We start from the raw sequence: 18,619 nt of genomic DNA on the forward strand, positions 1-18,619 counted from the left end.
GCGTCGGAGGTGGCCGTTTTCGTCTCCCGGTGCAGCAGTTCGGCACCGACGCGCTGGAGCTGCCGATCGATGGTCAACTCCCCGCGTCGAGATCGGCGTCAGCCCAGGTGAGCCCCAACACCTCGCCCTTACGCAGACCGAGCACCAGGACCAGGACGTGCGCGGCGTAGAGCGGATCATCGTCGGCGCGGGCCGACTCCAGGAACCGTCGCGCCTCGTCGCTCGTCCACGCCTTCCGCTTGCGCTTGCGTACCGGGAGCAGACGCAACCCAGGCAAACCGACGCTAGCCATCGACTAGTGTCGGTTTTTTGTGATCGCGTGGTCACGCAGCGCCCCACACTGCACTTCGAAGATCGGTGTTGAGATCTCGTCAGGACCGGCCATGGCCAGGGATCTTTTCGACTGCGAGTGCTGACAGGGCGGTATGTGGAGCGCAAACAGTGTCGTACCGGGTGCCGGGCTGTGTCGCCAGATGCGGTCGTGCCGGTGTGCTGGCGGCACGCGCCGGTTGTCAGGGTTCGAGCAAGCAGAGCGGGATCACCGCGATCCCGTCAGCGCGGCGGTACGCCTCAGATCCGGTGGTGATGACCGCCGCATCGAGTAGGTCGTCGCCGAGTTGTCCACGTAGCCAGGTGAGGTGACGGACGTCGTCATCGCTCACCGACGGGGACAGCTTGACTTCGAGCGCCACGATTCGTTGATCGGCGCGCTGGATGATGAGATCCACCTCGTGCCGACTGTCCCAGGTACGTAGGTGATGAACCGTGGCTTCGGCTGCCTGCGCGTAGACCCGCACGCTGAGCGTCACCAGCGACTCGAACAAGGCGCCCAGCAGGGGCCCGGGCCGGCGGACGGGCGCGTCCGGTGCTGAATCGTCGAGCAGGGCGGGTACGTCCACGCCGAGGAGTCGGGCGGCGAGGGCCGGGTCGGCGAGGTGGTGTTTCGGTGCGGCGCCGAGTCTGCTGAAGGCGCTGCGGCTGGGCAACCAGCCGGGCACGGGATCGAGCAGCCACAGTTGGGACAGCACGTCGCGGTACACGGTCGTTGTCGTCTTGGCGGGCTTGTTGGTCTCGCCCGGGGTGGCCGCGTCCAGGATGGCGTTGTAGGAACTGGTGGTTGCCGTCGCGGCGGCGTACGCGGCCAGCCACCCGCGCAGGGTGTCGGGGCGGCGTACCAGGTGGCCTTGCTCGGGGAAGTCTCGTTCGACGATTCGGTTCAGGTAGCCGTCGAGCTGTGCCCTGCGAGCGCGCGGCGGCAGTTGGCGGATGGCGGGGAATCCGGAGCGCACGATCTCTTCGGCGTAGTCGACCAGGCCCAGCGCGGTGCTTCCGCTCACGGCCAGCCGCTGTCCGGTGAGCAACTTCCGAAGGCTGACCGTCGGCTCGGCCAGGGCCCGCTCGGCGATGCTCATCGGTCGCATCCGGAGCTGGACGATGCGTCCGGCCCCGGAATGTGTCGGCGCGGACGTGGGGGTGGCGCTGCCGGTCAACAGGAACCGGGCCGGTGCGGGATTACGGTCGACGCTGCGCCGCACAAAGTCCCAGACCGCCGGTTCGCGCTGCCACTCGTCGATGAGGACCGGCGCCGGGGCTCGGTCGAGGCGCTGCGGATCGGCGGTGAGCAGCTCCCGCTGTGTCGCGTCGTCCATGGCGAAGACGGTGGCGGCGCGACGCTGGGCCGTCGCGGTCTTCCCGACGCCCTTCGGCCCCTCGAGACTGATGGCAGGCAAACCGCCGAGCAGCTCATCCAGCTCTTGATCGACGGACCGCAGCTGATATGGCAGCATGCTGAAACACTACCGCAGACGCATCCCGAAGGCTACCGTTCACACATCTGCCACGCTGCCATACAGGCACGACTCCGAGACTCCCAGCGGTGGGGTCGGCTCCGCCCCAGGAGCGTGATGAGCGGCCAAGGCTGCGGCGACTTCTGGGCCGATCCGGGATGACGCGCTAACGGCCGCCGCCAGCAGCATCAGCACTGGCAGCAGCCGTGCTGGTTTCGGTGGAGACCTGGCTATCGACAGAGGGCGTCGATCTGCGTGTCGAAGTCGGGGAACTCCGCCCGCGCCGCCGCGACCACCTCACTCGCCGATCGGCGATGCTCAGGTGCGAAGCGCTGCGCGATCTCGGTGAGACGCGGGTCCGGCTGCGGCTCGTGCTCGTGCTCCGGGTGCTGCGCCGCCTCCCAGGGACCGAAGCCGTCCGCCAGCAGCCACAGGTAGTTCCCCAGGTCCTGCGCCACGACCCCGGTCTCGCCCTCGGAGCCGAGGAACACCACCGGCTGCCTCTCGATCGGCTCATCGGCGCGTACCAGCCAGAATGCGGCGAGGCCGCCGGTGCCGTCCTGCCCGAAGACGCGGAACTCGGACCCGTCCAACTCGGTGTTGCCGGTCCAGGACCGCCACCAGTCGGCGGTCTCGTCCCGGTCCAGGAACTGCGGGTACGGCTCGAAGTCGACGCCGGCTCCGTCGCGGTAGTCGAACTCTCCGGCATGGGCTTCGGCCAGCGCGGCCGGCAACGTACGACGGTCGTCATCCACGCCGGCACCCTAGCGAGCAGCACCGACACCGGTGAGGTGGCGGGGTGGACCTACTCGTCGTGCTCGGGCGGGGTGCGGTCGGTGCCGCGTGCGCGGGTCAGCACCTCCTCGACGGTCAGCGGGCTGCGCGGGTGGTGGCTCAGCGCGAGCGGGGTTCTGATCTTGCGCGGTGCGGCGCCTTCGGCGGCGAGGTAGAACTCGCCGACGGTGAGCCGGGAGATGTCGGGTACGTCCCCGCCCTTGGCGCGGGCCATCTCGCGGGCCGCCTCGATCTGGATCGGGCTGTTCATCAGTCCGTACAGTTGCGTCGCGGCGTTGCCGGGGATGCGGTTGTGCAGGCCCTTCGGCGCCTGGGTTGCGAAGATCAGCCCCAGTCCGTACTTCCGCGCCTGGGCGACCAGGGCCAGCGTGCTCTGGGTGCAGGCGGTCATCGCGCCGGACGGTGCGAACGTCTGTGCCTCGTCCATGATGAGCAGGCCCAACAGAGGCCGGTCGCCGGCCGGGTTCCGCTTGATCCAGGCGAAGAGCGCCATCTGGAGTTGGTTGACGAAGCTCTGGCGTACGTCGTCGGAGGGCAGGCCGACGAGGCTGACCACGGAGATCCGGGCCCGTTTGCCGGGCTCGGGGGTGAGCAGGACGCCGGGGTCCATCGGGGTGCCCTCGCCGCCGAAGAGCGGATCGTTGACCATGGCGGCGGTCAGCGTCTGGGCGAGACCGAGACCGATCTTGTCGGCGTCGTCGAGGTCGATGAGGCCGTCCGGCAGGTCGGCCAGGGTGTCGATGAGGCCCTTCAGGCGGGAGCCGCCGCGTCGGCCGTAGTGTTCGACGGCCTTACGCAGCACGGCCAGACCCAGGTGTGCCTTGGTGGCCCGGCCGGTGACCAGGGCGCGGGGCGCGAGGGACGCGACGGCCGCCTCCACCGCCTCGCCGAACTCGTCCGGGTCGTCGCGCACGCTGGTGAAGTCGGGCAGCGGTTGGAAACTGAGTGGGCGGCCCGAGGTACGCCGTGGCGTCCAGACGACGACGTCGGTGTGGGCGAGGTAGTCCTGCGCCTTGGCCTCGTCGCCGGGCCGCCACTGTGCCGGTGGGGTGGGCCACCCTTCGCCGAGGCGGGCCAGATCGTTGTTGGGGTCGAGGACGATGGCGGAGACGCCCTGGAGGGCGCACTCCTCGACGATGCGGCGGATGAGCACGGTCTTGCCCGAGCCCGAGCCGGCGAAGATCGTGGTGTGTTTGCGGAGTGCTTCGAGCGCCAGCGGCGCGGGCGCGTCGTCGTCGTACCCGTACCCGATGGTGAAAGCCGGCTCACCCGACGACCCGGCGGCGGCCCGCTGGTCACTGTCCGCCGGTGGGGCACCGCCGACCGGCTGGGCGATGGTGGCGGGCGGCGAGGTCGGCCCACCGTCCGAGCCGTCCGAAACGTCCGAGCCGTCTGTCGTCCAGTTGTCCACGTCGGCGAGCGCGTGTTGCAGGAACTTGAGGTCCCGGGTGGGTCGACGGTCGGCCAGCCATCCCTGGAGCTCCATGGTGGCCTCACCGAGCATGACCTGTAGCGCCGAGAGGGTACGCAGGTCCTCGTCGTCGATGCCGATGGTCTGCCCACCGGCCTCGGTGAAGGCGGTGGTGGCCTTCCGGGTGCCCGCGCTCGTCGACCATTCGCGGTTGCGCAGCAGGAACAGCTTGCGTTTGGGCAGGCCGCCGGTGAGGGCGGCGGAGACGCACGCCTTGCGGAGTCGGGCCAGCGCGGCGTTGCCGTGGTGCTCGTCGCTGATCGCCCGGAAGCACCAGTGCACCTGGTCCTCGGTGCGTTCGTCGAGCGTCAGCCGGAGTCGGGCGTGCAGCGGCGGGTTGGTGCTCGGGGGCGGGTCGACGCTGAACGCTTCTCCGGCGTCACCCCGTTCCAGGATCCACGCGGTCAGCCCGGCGGCGAGCAGCGGCGGCATCGCGGCGTCCTCGGACGTACGCGCCAGCGGGGCGGCGATGTCGGCGGCGGCCCTCAGTTCGGCGAACCGGGCGTCGTAGTGGTCCATCTCCCCGGGAGAGGCGGTGACCGGGGCGGGCCGGGGCGCGCGGGGTTCCGCGGCGGGCGGCTCACCGAGACTGACCAGTTCCCGGACCTCGTCGTCGGCGAGGCAGGCCCGGATGTGCTGGTCGATCTCGATGAGGAGCTGTCGGGGCGTGAAGTTCCCCGCCTCGGCGAAGGCACGCGGGGACACCGGCCAGGAGGGGTACGGCGGCGCGAAGCCGACCTCCTGGTAGCGGAGCGTGAAGCGCTTCTCGATGATCGCCCGGGCGAGGTCGGCGTCGTCGATCCGGCGCAGCGTCGGCATCTCCCGGAACCGGTCGGCCACCGTGTCGGCGGCGGTGGACTTGATGATCGTCCACGAGTTGGGGATGCAGGCCAGGACCGTCAGCGTCCGCCGCGTGGTCTGGCGCAGCGACATCAGGCCGTCCGCCATCCGGGCCAGCATCAGCGCCTGCTCGGGACTCATCGCGGCGGCGCCCACCACGCTCGGGTCGCTCTGGATCGCGAGTTGGGCGATCAGCGTGTCGACCTGGTCGATCGCCACCACCGACGGGCCGGTGAGGGCCAGCAGCCAGGAGAGTTCCTGCACGATCTGCTGGGCGGTACGCGGGGCGCGGCGCATGCCCCAGGCCGCGCGTTCACCGGGCGTCACCTCCTCGCCGCAGTTGAAGTAGTTCTCCGCGACGTCGCGCTGGTTGATGTCCTCGGAGCCGTTCAGCGCCAACGCTCGGGCGGTCTCCTGGCACGTCCGGGCCACGTGCCGGTCGAAGGCACCGAGCCCGTTGAGGAAGGCGTCCAACGCCGCCCGGGTCAGCTCGGTCTCGCCCATCACGGCTCGGCGGGCCGCACGAGGTGCGCCCACAAGCGTCGAGAGGCGGCGCAGCAGCAGCTTGAGCTGGGTCTCCCGGGTGCCGGGCACCGGTCGCTGGAGGCCGTCCATCATGGCGGCCAGCACGCTGTCCCAGAACGTACCGGCGTCCAGCAGGCTGACCAGGAAGAAGTAACCGCCCTCGTCCTGCACCTGCTGGCGTACCCAACCGAGCAGGTGGGTCTTGCCGGACCCGCGCTGGCCCTGCACGACCAGGCCGACCGGACTGCCGCCGGTGCCGCTGCCGGCCTCAGCCACGGCGGCGAGCACCTCCCGGAGGACCGGTTCGTGCAGCCCGTCGACGTGGAAGGGCAGCGGCCGCCACACGTCGTCGGGAACCGGTGCCCAGTTGAACCGCAGTGCCGCCAGCGCGGCGCGCTCCGCCTCGCGCATCACACGCCGATCGCCAAGAGGTGGTTGTCCTGCCCGCCGACCCGCAGGGCCGCCGCGATGTCCGCCTCGGTGAGCGTCTTCTGGTTGGACTCGGGGACCAGCGTGACGCCCTCCTCGCGGATGAGCCGGCGCAGCGCGTCGTCCAGGTCGTCCCGGTGCACGTCGGCGAAGAACGGGCGCAGCCGGCGCAGGCTCACCCAGGCACCGGGCTCGGCGGCGAGCGCACGGTAGGCGCTGACCACGCGGGCCCGCAGCGGCCCGACCGGCTCGGCTGGCCCGGCCGGGGTGGACGCCGACCCGACCGGCTCGGACGACGGGGTGGGTGCCGGAGCGCGGACGTCGCTGAGCGCGAAGAGTTCGGTCAGCGTGGCGCAGCCGCTGCGCTCCAGCACGCGGTCACGAAGGTTGCCGTGCAGGGCGGTCAGCGCCGCACCGAGCGCCGACGCCCCGCGCAGCGTGAAGTCGAGCTCGGTCTGCACCCGTACCCAGCCCTTGTCGTCGAGCTGGAGGGCGTAGGTCGAGCCGCTCTTCCGGCTGGCCACGTAGTGCAGGCGGGTGAGCTTGTCCCGTTGCGGCTTGCGGACGTCCAGGCCGTACCGCTGACGTAGTTCGGTGTTCAGCACCTCCCGCGCCTCGGCCATGAGCACGACGAGGATCGCGCTCTCGGATGCGGTCAGGTCATCGCCGGCCATGAAGAGGTCCTTCCGGTATGCCCCGGCGACGGTTCCGCAGATATTCACCGATCTGCTGGACCACGGCGCCGACGTCGTGGATTACTCGTGCGTTGGTGAAGCGCAGGACGGCGTACCCGTCCAGTTGGAGCTGGACGTCCCGTTGCCGGTCGGCCTCGAAGCGATCGGGCCGACAGTGCTCCGGACCGTCGATCTCGACCACGCACCGCTCGTCCGGCCACAGCAGGTCGAGCCGGACCGGTGCGCTCAGCGGATGGGACTGGTGGCTCTGGTTCCATCGCCGCCCGGCCGCCCAGCTCTCGGCGGCCAGGGCCGCTTCGAGCAGCTTCTCGACGTCGCTGGCGGGGTGCGGCTTCCCGACGACCGCCTGGCCCGCCTGGCCGGCCAGTGCGGGTGACGGCGGCGGCAGCTCGACCCGGTACGCCGGGAGTCCCTCGACCCGGGCAGCACCTTCTCCGGTCAGCCACACGGCCGGGCCGCCGTGGTGCACCAGCCACCCGGCCCCGGCCGCGACCACGGCCGCCTCGGCGGCGTCCGGTTCGACCAGCATCACCACCGTGCGCCGACCGAACGCGTCAGCGACGAGGCGGGTCAGCGCGGCGGCCCGGGTACGCAGTGGGAGCGTGGTGGGGGCTCGTCGGGCGCTCACCGCGAAGACGGCCAGGTCCGGCAGGAAGGTGCCCGGGTAGTGGTCACGACGTGCCCGTGCCCCGGCGGCGGCCCGGATCGCGGCCAGGCCGGCGGTGTCCGGCCGGGTGGTCTGCGCCGCTTCCGGCAGCCAGGCCGGCAGCAGCTCGACCGCGACCTGTTCGAGTCGGTCCACGGCCGTGTGCACGACGTCGGCCGGCATCGCGTGGCGCACCGAGGGACGGTGCACGACGGCGACCAGTTCCCTCTGATCACGGGCGATCACCGTGGCCAACGCGTCGATGCGCGCCTCGGGCAGGGCAATCACCCGATCCGAGGGGAGGTCGAAGGGATTCCGGCTCATCGCGTCGGGTCCGAAGAATCAGCGAGCGGGGTGGTGAACAGCGTTATCGACCCCTCCCACCATCGACCCCTGACGTCCGGGAACAGGGTACGAATCCGTTTCGGAAGGCGCTATAGCGCTCGGCACCAGTGAGGTGTCGCCTTCCGGACTTCGGAAGAATTCCCGCCCTCCGATAGCCGCGAACGCTGCGATTACCATTCAGGGCCGGCGCAAGACCGCCTCGGCGGTGGGTACGACCGACCGTCGACCGAACGGCCCATACCCGGTCGGGTATGCCCGGCCGGGCGCTCTTTCCGCCGCCCGGCGGTCTCTTATCGAAACTCTCTCACCTCCGCAGACTCGTCCTCGATGAGACAAGCGGGGGAGAGAGGGGCGGTACCGGTGAGCAGAGCCGTGGCCACGGAAGACATCACGCAGCTACCCGAGCTGCCCCTGGCACGCAGATGTCCGTACCAGCCGCCGGAGGAATACCGGGAGCTGCGGGAACGCGGGACGGTCACCCGGGCACGGCTGTACGACGGCCGTCCGGTCTGGGTGGTCACCGGGTACGCGGCGACCCGGACGATCCTGGCCAGCCCGGACACCAGTGTGGACGTACGGCAGCCGAACATGCCGCTGCCGGTGCCGGGAATGGCGGGGCTGCGGCAGAGCGGTTCGGCGACCATCGAGGCGTTGCTGCGGACCGATCCGCCGGAGCACTCGCGGCAGCGGCGGGCGGTGCTGCCCAGCCTGACCTTCAAGCGGATCAGCGCCTGGGAACCGGAGATCGTCCGGTACACCGACGCCTACCTGGACCGGATGCTGGCCGAGTCGCCGCCGGTGGACCTGCTCGACGTGTTCGCCAAGCCGCTGGTCGCGGAGGTCCTGGGCCGGCTGCTCGGGGTGCCGGAGGCGGACGTCGAGCACTTCCAGACGGTCACCTACAAGCGGTTCAACCCGGTCCGGTCGATGACCGGCTACCTGACCCACCTGCTCACCGACGGTCGGGACGACCTGCGGGACGGTCAACTGCGGGACCTCGCCGAGCGGATCGACGAGGGTGAGCTGACCGTCGAGGAGGCGGCCGGGCTGGGCATCGCCATCGTGCTGGCCGGACAGGACATCACCGTCAACACGCTGGGCATGAGCGTGCTCACGCTGCTCGCCGAGCGTACCCAGCTCGACCTGCTGCGGGCCGAGCCGGAACGCTGGCCGGACGCGGTCGAGGAGCTGCTGCGGTACCTGTCGCTCACCGGCGCCACGGTCCGCGTCGCCACCGCCGACCTGGAGGTGGACGGCGAGCTGATCCGGGCCGGTGAGGGCATCGTGCTGCTGCTGCCCGGAGCCAACCGGGACGCGGAGCGGTTCGCCGACCCCGACGTGCTGGACGTACGGCGGGCGGCGCGCGGCCACCTGACCTTCGGTTTCGGCATCCACCAGTGCGTCGGCCAGCACCTGGGACGGTTGGAGCTGCTGATCGCGCTGCGGGCCCTGTTCACCCGGATCCCCGGGCTGCACCTGGCCGTACCGGTCGAGCAGATCCCGGTCCGGCAGGGCGTGGTGTTCGGGCTCGGTCGGCTGCCGGTGCGGTGGTGATCCGATGACGCCCCTGCTCACCGTCGCGGCGGAGCGCTGTCTCGGTGCCGGGCACTGCGTCCGGCTCGCGCCGGAGGTGTTCGACGAGGACGACCACGGGACGGTCGTGCTGCTGGTGGCCGAGCCGGAGCCGGATCAGGTCCCGGCCGTCCGGGAGGCCGCACAACTGTGCCCCAACCGAGCGATCTCGATTCAGACGACTCAGCAGGAGCGTGAACGGTGACCAGCTTCAGTGCCCGGATGGAGGTCAACGCCGCGCAGTTCGGCGAGCGGACCGCGTTCACCTACGTGGCCGACCCGATGCGCGACGACGCCCCGATCAGCTACTCGTACGCCCAGATCCACGACGCGGCCCGTCGGGTCGGCGCGCTGCTCTCCGACCGGCTGGCCGCCGGTGACCGGGCGATGCTGCTCTACCCGCCGGGGCCACAGTTGGCCCTCGCCGTCCTCGGCTGCCTGTACTCCGGGGTGATCCCGATCGTGGTGCCGGTGCCGGACGGGCAGCAGCACCGCAGCCAGCGACTGACCGCGATCGTCCGCAACGCGCGGGCCGCCGCCCTGCTCACCGAGGAGCGGGTGGCCGGTGACGTGACCACCTGGGCGGAGGCGGCCGGGGTGGGCGACCTGCCGCGTCTGGTGACCGACGCGACCGCGCTGCCCGATGTCGGGCAGTTCCGCGCCCTGCCCGACGATCCGGACCGGATCGCCTTCCTCCAGTACACGTCCGGGTCCACCAGCCAGCCCCGGGGCGTGGTGGTGACGCACGGCAACCTGGCCGACAACGCGGGGGTCTACCAGCGCATCCTCGGCGCGCCGTCGGACGCCCGGCACGGCGGCTGGCTCCCGATGCACCACGACTTCGGCCTGATCGGGCTCTTCCTCTCCCCGCTGTACGTCGGCAGCACCACCGTGCACATGCCCGCCTCGGTGTTCCTGCGACACCCGCAGAGCTGGCTGTTCCTGGTCGACCGCTTCGACGTGCAGATCTCCCCGGCGCCCAACTTCGCCTACGAGATGTGCCTGAACCGGATCGCCGAGGAGAGGCTCGCCGGCCTGGACCTGTCCCGCTGGCGGGTGGCGGTCAACGGCGCCGAGCCGGTCCAGGCGAGCACGCTGACCCGCTTCCGCGACCGGTTCGCGCCCTACGGCCTGCGGCCGGAGGCGGTCGGCCCCGGCTACGGGCTGGCCGAGGCGACGCTTGCGGTCTCCTGCGCCGGGCAGTACCGCCTCCCCCGGATCACCCGGGTCGACGCCGAGCACCTGGGCCGGGGGCAGGCCCGACCGGTCGGGCCGGACGCCGACGAGGCAACCCGTGACCTGGTCGGCTGCGGCACGACGTCCGAGATGGACATCCGGATCGTCGACCCGGAGCGCCACGTGCTGCTCCCCGACGGCGAGGTGGGTGAGATCTGGTTGCGCGGCCCGAGCGTCGCGCGCGGGTACTGGGAGAACCCCGAGGCCACGGCCGCCGTCTTCGACGCGGAGACCGCCTGCGGCGAGCGCGGTTTCCTGCGCACCGGCGACCTCGGGGTACGCCTCGACGACGAGCTGTACATCTCCGGGCGGATCAAGGAGCTGCTGATCATTCGGGGGCGCAACCTGTACCCGCAGGACCTGGAGGCCGAGGCGCGCACGGTGCATCCCGCGCTGGCGCTCGGTGTCGGTGCCGCGTTCAGCGTGCCGGTGCCCGAGGAGCAGGTGGTCCTGGTGCACGAGGTACGGGCCGGCCGGGCGACGCCGGAGGAGTTGGCCCGGATCTCGGCGGCGGTGCGGCACCGGTTGTCCCGCGAGTTCGGGGTGGAGGCGAGCGTGCTGCTGGTCCGCCCGGGCGGGGTGTCCCGGACCACCAGCGGCAAGATCCAGCGGGTCGCGGTCCGTCGCGCCTTCCAGGAGGGCTCGCTCGCCGGCACGTACGCCGACCTCACGCCGGAGGTCCGGGCCCACCTCGACGCCGTCGACCGGGACCGTGAGCTGGCCGGGGTGGCCCGATGAGCGTCCCCACCACCTCGCCGGGCCTGCTGGACACCGCCCTGGCCACGGCCGAGGCGTTCCGCCCGGACCGGGTCGCCGAGCTGGACCGGACCGAGACGTTCCCCACCGACGCCGTCCGGCTGCTGGACGAGTTGGGGGTGCCCGACTGGTACGTGCCGGCGCGCCTCGGCGGCGCGTCGACGGACCACGCGCAGCTCGTCGAGGTGGTCCGGACGATCGCCGGGCACGACCTGACCGCCGCGATCGCCCACGCCAAGACCTATCTGGGTGCGGTCTGCGTCTGGGTGGCCGGCAACCCGGAGCAGGCTGAGCGGCTCGGCGCGCGGGTCCGGACCGGTGCGGTGGTCTCCTGGGCGCTGACCGAGCGGGGGCACGGCAGCGACCTGGTGGCCGGGGAGCTGACCGCCACCGAGTGCCCGGGCGGGTACCGGTTGGACGGCGAGAAGTGGCCGATCAACAACGCCACCCGGGCCGAGACGATCTGCGTGCTCGCCCGCACCTCGGCCGACGGTGGGGCACGCGGCCACAGCCTGTTCCTGGTCGACAAGGACCGGCTCGCCCCGGACAGCTACCGCACGTTGCCGAAGGCGCGTACGCACGGCATCCGGGGCGCGGACATCAGCGGCATCGCGTTCGACGGCGCGGTGGTGCCGACGCAGGCGCTGGTCGGGCGGCCCGGTGCGGGTCTGGAGATCGTGCTCAAGGCACTCCAGTTGACCCGGGTGATGGCGGCCGGGCTCTCGCTCGGCGCCGTCGACCACGCCCGAGAGCTGACCCTGCGGTACGTGCGGGAGCGGGAACTCTACGGCCGTCGACTGATCGAGTTGCCACACGTGCGGCGCAGCTTCGGGGAGATCTCCGCCGCCGCGCTGGTGGCCGAGTCGGTGGTGCTGTTCGCCGGGCGGGCGGCCGGCGCGCTGACCGGCGAGATGAGCGTCTATTCGGCGGTGGCGAAGGCGCTGGCGCCGACCCTGGTCGACGAGGCGATCGCGCGCTGCGGCGAGCTGCTCGGCGCCCGCGCGTTCCTCACCACCGTGTACGCGGACGGCGCGTTCCAGAAGCTGGAACGGGACCACCGCATCGTGGGCATCTTCGACGGCAACACCTTCGTCAACCGGCACTCGCTGATCACCCAGTTCCCGCGTCTGGTGGCCGGCTGGCGGCAGCGGGTCCGGGACGTCGCCGGGCTGCGGGGCGTCGAGGTCGGCGCGCCCACCGACCCGGGCCGCCTGGAGCTGTTCTCGCGCGCCGGATGCAGCCTGGTGCAGAGCCTGCCGTTCCTGCTGGAGCAGGTCCGCACGTCGGCACCGGAGAGCGTGGTCCGGCTCGCCGGGCACGTCCTGGACTCCGCCGAGCGGCTGCACGACGAGATGGCCGCCCTGCCGCCGCAGGGTGTGACGGCCGAGGTCGAGGCGTTCGAGCTGGCCCGACGGTACGAGTGGTGCCTGGCCGCTGCTGCCGTACTGCACCGGTGGTCCGCCGAGCCGGCCCGGCCGGAACTGGCCGCCACGCTGGCCCTGATCGTCGGCCGCCTCGGCGGTCTCCGGCCTGATCCCACCGCCTTCGACCGGCTCACCGACGACCTCAAGGAGCTGTCATGACGGCCCCCGCCCGGCTGGAAGAGCTGGAACGCCTGCTCGGCGACCCGTCCGACGACGGCAACCCGACCGGTGCCGCCGCCGCGCTGGCCGCCGACGAGAAGGACGAGGTGTTCGGGGCCGCCGAGCGGGCCCTCGACGCGTACCGCCTCAACGCCGAGTTCGTGCCGCGCCGCCACGGCGGGCGGCTGGCCGGGGCCGACGACCTGATCCAGGTGCTGCGGACGGTGTTCCGGCGGGACCCGTCGCTGGGCCTCGGCTACGGCGTCAGCTCGTTCATCTCGTCGGTCAACGTGTGGGCCTCCGGCTCGCCGACGCAGACCCGCTGGGTCGCCGACACGCTGCTCTCCAACCAGAAGATCGCCTCGGCGTACCACGAGCTGGCGCACGGCAACGACTTCTCCCGCGCCGAGTTCGCGGCCCGGCCGGGCACGACCGGCGGATGGCGGCTGACCGGGCGCAAGGAGGTGGTCACCAACGTCGAGCGGGCACGCGGGCTGGTGCTGCTGGCCCGCACCGACGAACGGCCGGGCAGCCGCAGCCACTCGCAGATCCTGGTGGACAAGCAGACCGTGCCGGACGGCGCGATGCGCGACCTGGCCCGCTACCCGAGCGTGGGCATGCGCGGTGTGCAGTTGGGCGGCATCGAGTTCACCGACTGCCCGGTGGACGACGAGGCGGTGGTGGGTCGGCCCGGCCAGGGCATCGAGACGGCGCTGCGCTCGTTCCAGCTCACCCGCACCGCGATCCCGAGCATGCTCGCCGGTGTCCTCGACTCGGGCCTGCGGTCGACCATGGACTTCGCCGCCGACCGGCGCCTCTACGGTCACCGCGTCGCCGACCAGCCCGAGGTGCGGCGGCTGCTCGTCGACGCGTACCTGGATCTGCTGATCTGCGACAGCCTCGGCCTGGTCGCGGCCCGCGCGCTGCACCTGCTGCCCGGCCAGACCAGCATGTACGCCTCCGCCGTGAAGTACCTGGTCGCCAAACGGCTGATGGACTCGATGCACCAGCTCTCCCTGGTGCTCGGGGCGCACTTCTATCTGCGCGAGGGCCGGTACGCGATCTTCCAGAAGCTGCTGCGCGACCTGGCCCCGGCCGGGTTCGGGCACGCCGCCCGGGTCGCCTGCCTGGGCACCATGCTTCCCCAGGTGCCGCTGCTGGCACGACGCGGTTGGGTGCACCCGGAGCCGGCCGACCCGGCGCTGTTCCGGATCGGCGAGGAGCTGCCCGAGCTGCCGTTCGAGCGGCTGCGGGTCTCCGCCGGTGGGCTGGACGGCCTGGCCGGGTCGCTGGGCGCGGCCGTCGACCGGCTCGGTGACGGGTCGGAGCAGCAGCGACTCCGTCGGCTGGCCGAGCAGTTCCGGGCCGAACTCGGTGACCTCGCCGAGGCGGGAGCCGCGCTGCACCCCTCGGACCTGGGCGTGGACGCCCGCGTCGAGGTGCTCGACCTGCCCGCCCGGTACGCCACCGTGCTCGCCGCCTCGGCCTGCCTGAACGTCTGGCTGGCCCGCGACGACGACCCGACCTGGGTCACCGCGGCACTGGACCGGCTGGCCCGCAGCCTCGGCCGGGCGGGCGACGACCGCCCCGGCGACCACCGCGAGCCGCTCTATCAGGAACTGGCCGCCCGGCACGCGGAGCGACGCAGCTTCGACCTGTCCCGTCGGGTGTTGCCGGGGTGACCCGGGAGCCAGTCCGCACCGCCAACCATCCGAGGAAGGAAACCCACATGGCATCCAACGCCGAGGGCGCGGGCGACCTGCGTTCCTGGTTGACCCGCTGCGTCGCGGAGTACCTGCGCCGGCCCGAGGACGAGATCGACCCCACCGTCCGCCTCGCCGAGTACGGCCTGGACTCGGTCTATGCGCTCGCCCTCTGCGGCGACATCGAGACGCACCTGGACATGCGGCTCAGCGAGACCCTGGTCTGGGACCACCCGACCATCGACGAACTGACCGCGCACCTGACCGAACTGATCGCCGAGCAGGAACCCGCGGGTGCCCGGTGACCACCATCGAGGCGGTCTCCGCCTATCTCCCGTCGTCGGTCGTGCCGATCGAGGAGATCGGTGCCCAACTGGCGATGGACCCGAAGCAGGTGGCGACGTTCCGCCGCTTCTACGGGCTGTCCGAGGTGCGCTACGACCCGGACGGCGACCTGGCCCAGATGATGATCAACGCGGCCGGCAAGCTGACCGCGCTGACCGGACGCGAGAGCCAGGTCCGGTACGTGCTCCAGGCCCGCACGTTGCAGACCGTGGCGCCGTACCCGGAGAACCCGCTGCACCAGGTCCGCACCGCGCTCGGCCTGGAGCACGCGGTCTCGTTCGCGGTCACCCAGCACGCCTGCGCGTCGGGGCTGCTCGCCGTGCACCTCGCCGGTGAGCTGCTGGCCGCCGACGGCGACCCGGACGCGCTGGCCCTGGTCTTCGCCGGGGAGAAGGCGTTCACCCCCACCGCCCAGCTCATCCCGAACACCACCTTCATGGGTGAGGGCTCGGCCGCCGTCCTGGTCGGCCTCGGCGGCGACCACGACCGGCTACTGGGCTACGCCACCCGCACGTACGGGCAGTTCAACGCCGGTCTGCGGATGGACGCCGCGCGGGCCGCCGAGTTCGAGGCGATCTATCAGGACGGTCTCGCCGAGGTGGTCCTGGCGGCGGTGGCGCAGGCCGGTGTCGCGCTCTCCGACGTGGACCTGATCCTGCCGCACAACGTGAACCGGCTCTCCTGGGTGCGGCTGTGCAAGCAGCTCGGCTACCCGGTAGACCGGGTGCTGCTGGACAACGTCGCCTCGACCGGCCACTGCTTCTGCGCCGACTCCTTCATCAACTACCAGACGGCCCTGGAACTGGAGCGGCTCGCACCGGGCGACCGCTACCTGATGGTCGCCGTCGGGCTCGGCGCGACCTTCTCCGCCATGGTCTTCGAGCACTAGGAGGCATGATGACCACACCGTTCATACCCCGGCTCAAGACCGCGGTGACCGGCGATCCGGACGCGCGTTTCGTCTTCCTCGGCAACTTCGAGGTGGAGGACGTGTGGGGCGAGGACGAGCCGGGCCTACCCCGGATGGCGTTCGGCTCCGGCAGCGCGGTGGTGAACCGGATGGACGAGTTCGCGCTGCTGCTCGCCGGGCCGGGTGACCGGGTGCTGCTCAAGGCCGCCCCCGATCCCGACTACCTGGCCTTCCTCACCGGCCTGGGGGTCCAGCTCCCGGAGATCCACACCGTCTCGGCGCAGAACCCGCAGCACACCGTCAGCCAGGACGTACTCGCCGACTCCGACCTGCTGGGCCGGATGGCGCAGTGGGCGGAGCAGGGCGCGTACCTGTCGGTGCACGGCGTCTCGGTGCTGGAAGAGGAGATCGCCGCCCGCACCGGCGTCCGGATCGCCGGCAGCTCCGCGCAGACCTGCAAGGCGGTCAACAGCAAGGTCTACAGCCGGCAGGTCGCCGACGAGGTGGGCCTGCGGCAGCCGGCCGGTCGGGGCTGCGTCACGATCGCCGAGTGGTCGGCGGCGGTGGCCTGGGCCAAGGAGGTCCTCGCGGCCGGCCGCCGGGTCGTGGTGAAGGACGCGTACGGGGTCTCCGGCAAGGGCATCGTCGTGGTCGACGACCCGCGTCGGCTGGACCAGATGGACCGGATGGTGAGCCGCAAGGCGCGCACCACCGGCTCCGACCGGGTCGCCCTGGTGGTGGAGGAGTTCGTGGCCAAGCGGGCCGACCTCAACTACCAGATGACCGTGGGGCGCGACGGCGACGTCCGGTTCGACTTCGTCAAGGAGGCGATCACCGAGTCCGGCGTGCACAAGGGACACCGCATCCCGGCCCGCCTGGACGCGCGCCAGGAGGCGGAGATCCGGGAGGCGGCCCGGCTGCTCGGCGAGCGGCTGCACGCCGACGGCTACGTCGGGGTGGTCGGCGTGGACGCGATGGTCGGCGACGACGAGCGCCTCTTCCCGGTCACCGAGATCAACGCCCGCAACAACATGTCCACCTACCAGCTCCCGTTGCAGGAGCGCTTCGTCCCCGCCGGCTGGGTGGCGCTGGCCCGGCAGTACCCGCTGCGGCTGCCCGAGCCGCTGCCGTTCAAGCGGCTGCACGGGGCGCTCGGCGATGTCCTGCTCACCCGGGCCGGTGAGGAGGGCGTCCTGGTGAACAACTTCGCCACGGTCAACGCCGCGGCCGGTGGCGAGGGCGGCTTCGACGGCCGGCTCTACGCGCTGGTCATCGCGCCGACCGAGGAGCGGGTGCGCCAGCTCGACGAACACGTGGCCGGCGTGGTCGCCGGCCTGACCGAAAGGACCGGATCATGACCGCCGAGCACGACGTGCAGGGCATCGGCATCACCGAGTTGGCCGAGCGATTCGGCACGCCGATGTTCGTATACGACGGCGAGCAGTTGCGGCGGCAGTACCAGGGCCTGCGGGACCGGCTGCACCCCGCCGTGGACATGTTCTTCTCGCTGAAGGCCAACCCCAACCTGTCGGTCTGCGCGGTGCTGCACGGCTACGGCGCGTGCGCCGAGGTGTCGTCGCTGACCGAGCTGATCACCGCGCGGCGGGCCGGGGTGGCACCCCGGGACATCATCTTCCTCGGGCCCGGCAAGAGCCGCGACGAGCTGGCCGCCTGCCTGCGTGAGCAGGTGTACGCGGTGGTCGTCGAGTCCTTCGGCGAGCTGGAACTGCTCAACGAGGTGGCCGCCGAACACGACGTCGTCGCGCCGGTCGCGCTCCGGGTCAACCCGGAGTTCGCGGTGAAGGGCGGCGGGCTGACCATGGGCGGCAAGCCGCGTCAGTTCGGCATCGACGAGGCGCAGCTCTTCGCCGCGCCCGACCTGGGCGTCCTGTCGAACGTCCGGGTGATGGGCGTGCACGCCTACCTCGGCACCCGGATCCTCAGCGAGGAGGTCATCGCCGAGAACACCGCGCGGATCCTGGACCTCGCCGAGCGGCTGGCGCAGCGGCACGGCTTCCCGCTGGAGATGGTCGACATCGGCGGCGGGCTGGGCGTGGCGTACTTCGAGGGCGAGACCGACCTCGACCCGGCCCTGGTGGCCGAGCGGGTGAACCCGGTGGTCGAGGCGTTCCGCGACCGGCACCCGGACACCCGCGTGATCATGGAGCTGGGTCGGTACCTGACCGCGCCCGCCGGCGTGTACGTGGTGGGCGTCCGCTACGTCAAGGAGTCGATGGGCCAGCGCTTCGCCGTCGCCGACGGTGGCACCAACCACCACATGGCGGCCGTCGGGACCGGCTCCTTCGTCAAGCGCAACTACCCGATGGTCCTGCTCAACCGTCCGGCCGAGCCGGCCGTGGCGGAGTGGCAGGTCACCGGCCCGCTCTGTACGCCAAACGACACCATCGGCAAGAACGTGCCGCTGCCGACGGTCCGTCCCGGCGACCTCATCGGAGTGCTGCGCTCCGGGGCGTACGGGCCGACCGCCTCCCCCGTGCACTTCCTCAGCCACGGCTACCCGGCCGAGGTGCTGGTCCACGAGGGACACGCCTACCTGGTCCGGCACCGGGACGACCCGGAGGACCTGCTCAGCCGACAGCCGACGCACGACGAGCTGGCCGCACCGGCCCGGCTCGTGTCGACCGTCACCAGCAACGGACACCCCTCGAACGAAAGGATTCGCGTGTCATGACCGAGACGATTGTGCAGGGGCAGCCCCAGGCTCCGGTGGTGGACGAGGCCGTGGTGGCCAGCGTCCGGACCGCGCTCGCCGCCGTCCTCAAGCGGGACGTCGCCACCATCACCCCGGACACCCGGCTCTTCGACGACCTCGGGCTCGACTCGACCAGCGTGCTGGAGCTGCTGCTCGAACTGGAGAACGAGCTCGGCGCCGAGTTCGACCCGGACGACCTGGAGCAGCGGCACTTCGAGACCGTCACCACCCTCTCCGAGTACGTCAACGAGCACGTGAGCCGCTGACC

The 18,619-nt window shown here is 71.7% G+C and carries 15 protein-coding genes and 1 pseudogene; 10 read left to right on the forward strand and 6 right to left on the reverse strand.

Annotated features, from left to right (window positions below; all coding sequences use genetic code 11):
- The 6 genes and pseudogenes from ACWDVW_RS26165 to ACWDVW_RS26190 all read right to left on the reverse strand — a co-directional run.
- A pseudogene (locus ACWDVW_RS26165) lies at positions 1 to 262 on the reverse strand (site-specific integrase); the annotation flags it as partial.
- A 250-nt stretch (positions 263 to 512) separates the two neighbouring features.
- Positions 513 to 1,787: an ATP-binding protein gene (locus tag ACWDVW_RS26170; protein ID WP_449953779.1), complete on the reverse strand. Its 1,275-nt coding sequence runs from the start codon at positions 1,785 to 1,787 to the stop codon at positions 513 to 515.
- Positions 1,788 to 2,017: 230 nt separating this feature from the next.
- On the reverse strand, positions 2,018 to 2,542 hold the full coding sequence (locus ACWDVW_RS26175) for an SMI1/KNR4 family protein (RefSeq protein ID WP_449953782.1): 525 nt from the start codon (positions 2,540 to 2,542) through the stop codon (positions 2,018 to 2,020).
- Between the two features lie 50 nt (positions 2,543 to 2,592).
- Positions 2,593 to 5,829, reverse strand: coding sequence for a helicase HerA domain-containing protein (locus ACWDVW_RS26180; protein ID WP_449953785.1), 3,237 nt, complete (start codon positions 5,827 to 5,829; stop codon positions 2,593 to 2,595).
- A complete protein-coding gene (locus ACWDVW_RS26185; protein ID WP_449953788.1) occupies positions 5,829 to 6,521 on the reverse strand; it encodes a hypothetical protein in 693 nt (230 codons plus the stop codon). Before ACWDVW_RS26185 ends, ACWDVW_RS26180 begins: the two co-directional genes overlap by 1 nt.
- On the reverse strand, positions 6,508 to 7,476 hold the full coding sequence (locus ACWDVW_RS26190; RefSeq protein ID WP_449953790.1) for an endonuclease domain-containing protein: 969 nt from the start codon (positions 7,474 to 7,476) through the stop codon (positions 6,508 to 6,510). The genes ACWDVW_RS26185 and ACWDVW_RS26190 overlap by 14 nt, the downstream gene beginning before the upstream one ends.
- Before the next feature lie 429 nt (positions 7,477 to 7,905).
- Between ACWDVW_RS26190 and ACWDVW_RS26195 the strand changes: the two genes are divergently transcribed.
- Genes ACWDVW_RS26195 through ACWDVW_RS26240 form a run of 10 tightly spaced genes read left to right on the forward strand, consistent with a single transcriptional unit; the run spans position 7,906 to position 18,617 of the window.
- The gene (locus tag ACWDVW_RS26195; protein WP_449953793.1) at positions 7,906 to 9,087 is read left to right on the forward strand and encodes a cytochrome P450; all 1,182 of its coding nucleotides are present in this window, start codon (positions 7,906 to 7,908) and stop codon (positions 9,085 to 9,087) included.
- A 4-nt stretch (positions 9,088 to 9,091) separates the two neighbouring features.
- Entirely contained in the window at positions 9,092 to 9,310 is a 219-nt protein-coding gene (locus ACWDVW_RS26200; protein ID WP_449953796.1) for a ferredoxin, read from the forward strand.
- Positions 9,307 to 11,079 (forward strand): fatty acyl-AMP ligase, encoded by a 1,773-nt coding sequence (locus ACWDVW_RS26205; RefSeq protein WP_449953799.1) that lies wholly within the window; start codon positions 9,307 to 9,309, stop codon positions 11,077 to 11,079. The genes ACWDVW_RS26200 and ACWDVW_RS26205 overlap by 4 nt, the downstream gene beginning before the upstream one ends.
- The gene (locus ACWDVW_RS26210) at positions 11,076 to 12,680 is read left to right on the forward strand and encodes an acyl-CoA dehydrogenase family protein (RefSeq protein WP_449953802.1); all 1,605 of its coding nucleotides are present in this window, start codon (positions 11,076 to 11,078) and stop codon (positions 12,678 to 12,680) included. Before ACWDVW_RS26205 ends, ACWDVW_RS26210 begins: the two co-directional genes overlap by 4 nt.
- Entirely contained in the window at positions 12,677 to 14,362 is a 1,686-nt protein-coding gene (locus tag ACWDVW_RS26215) for an acyl-CoA dehydrogenase (protein ID WP_449953805.1), read from the forward strand. Before ACWDVW_RS26210 ends, ACWDVW_RS26215 begins: the two co-directional genes overlap by 4 nt.
- Before the next feature lie 47 nt (positions 14,363 to 14,409).
- Positions 14,410 to 14,688, forward strand: coding sequence for an acyl carrier protein (locus tag ACWDVW_RS26220; protein WP_350697522.1), 279 nt, complete (start codon positions 14,410 to 14,412; stop codon positions 14,686 to 14,688).
- Positions 14,685 to 15,617, forward strand: coding sequence for a 3-oxoacyl-[acyl-carrier-protein] synthase III C-terminal domain-containing protein (locus tag ACWDVW_RS26225; protein ID WP_449953809.1), 933 nt, complete (start codon positions 14,685 to 14,687; stop codon positions 15,615 to 15,617). The genes ACWDVW_RS26220 and ACWDVW_RS26225 overlap by 4 nt, the downstream gene beginning before the upstream one ends.
- A gap of 8 nt (positions 15,618 to 15,625) precedes the next feature.
- Entirely contained in the window at positions 15,626 to 16,996 is a 1,371-nt protein-coding gene (locus tag ACWDVW_RS26230) for a preATP grasp domain-containing protein (RefSeq protein ID WP_449953812.1), read from the forward strand.
- Positions 16,993 to 18,330: a type III PLP-dependent enzyme gene (locus ACWDVW_RS26235; protein WP_449953815.1), complete on the forward strand. Its 1,338-nt coding sequence runs from the start codon at positions 16,993 to 16,995 to the stop codon at positions 18,328 to 18,330. Before ACWDVW_RS26230 ends, ACWDVW_RS26235 begins: the two co-directional genes overlap by 4 nt.
- On the forward strand, positions 18,327 to 18,617 hold the full coding sequence (locus tag ACWDVW_RS26240) for an acyl carrier protein (RefSeq protein ID WP_350697526.1): 291 nt from the start codon (positions 18,327 to 18,329) through the stop codon (positions 18,615 to 18,617). The genes ACWDVW_RS26235 and ACWDVW_RS26240 overlap by 4 nt, the downstream gene beginning before the upstream one ends.
- Positions 18,618 to 18,619: the final 2 nt, after the last annotated feature.

Source organism: Micromonospora sp. NPDC003241, assembly GCF_053589795.1.

Bases quoted from the DNA above. Each gene is read 5' to 3' on its own strand.
- ACWDVW_RS26170 (WP_449953779.1), bottom strand. From the start codon at position 1,787: ATGCTGCCATATCAGCTGCGGTCCGTCGATCAAGAGCTGGATGAGCTG.
- ACWDVW_RS26180 (WP_449953785.1), bottom strand. From the start codon at position 5,829: ATGCGCGAGGCGGAGCGCGCCGCGCTGGCGGCACTGCGGTTCAACTGG.
- ACWDVW_RS26185 (WP_449953788.1), bottom strand. From the start codon at position 6,521: ATGGCCGGCGATGACCTGACCGCATCCGAGAGCGCGATCCTCGTCGTG.
- ACWDVW_RS26200 (WP_449953796.1), top strand. From the start codon at position 9,092: ATGACGCCCCTGCTCACCGTCGCGGCGGAGCGCTGTCTCGGTGCCGGG.
- ACWDVW_RS26210 (WP_449953802.1), top strand. From the start codon at position 11,076: ATGAGCGTCCCCACCACCTCGCCGGGCCTGCTGGACACCGCCCTGGCC.
- ACWDVW_RS26215 (WP_449953805.1), top strand. From the start codon at position 12,677: ATGACGGCCCCCGCCCGGCTGGAAGAGCTGGAACGCCTGCTCGGCGAC.
- ACWDVW_RS26220 (WP_350697522.1), top strand. From the start codon at position 14,410: ATGGCATCCAACGCCGAGGGCGCGGGCGACCTGCGTTCCTGGTTGACC.
- ACWDVW_RS26230 (WP_449953812.1), top strand. From the start codon at position 15,626: ATGACCACACCGTTCATACCCCGGCTCAAGACCGCGGTGACCGGCGAT.
- ACWDVW_RS26235 (WP_449953815.1), top strand. From the start codon at position 16,993: ATGACCGCCGAGCACGACGTGCAGGGCATCGGCATCACCGAGTTGGCC.
- ACWDVW_RS26240 (WP_350697526.1), top strand. From the start codon at position 18,327: ATGACCGAGACGATTGTGCAGGGGCAGCCCCAGGCTCCGGTGGTGGAC.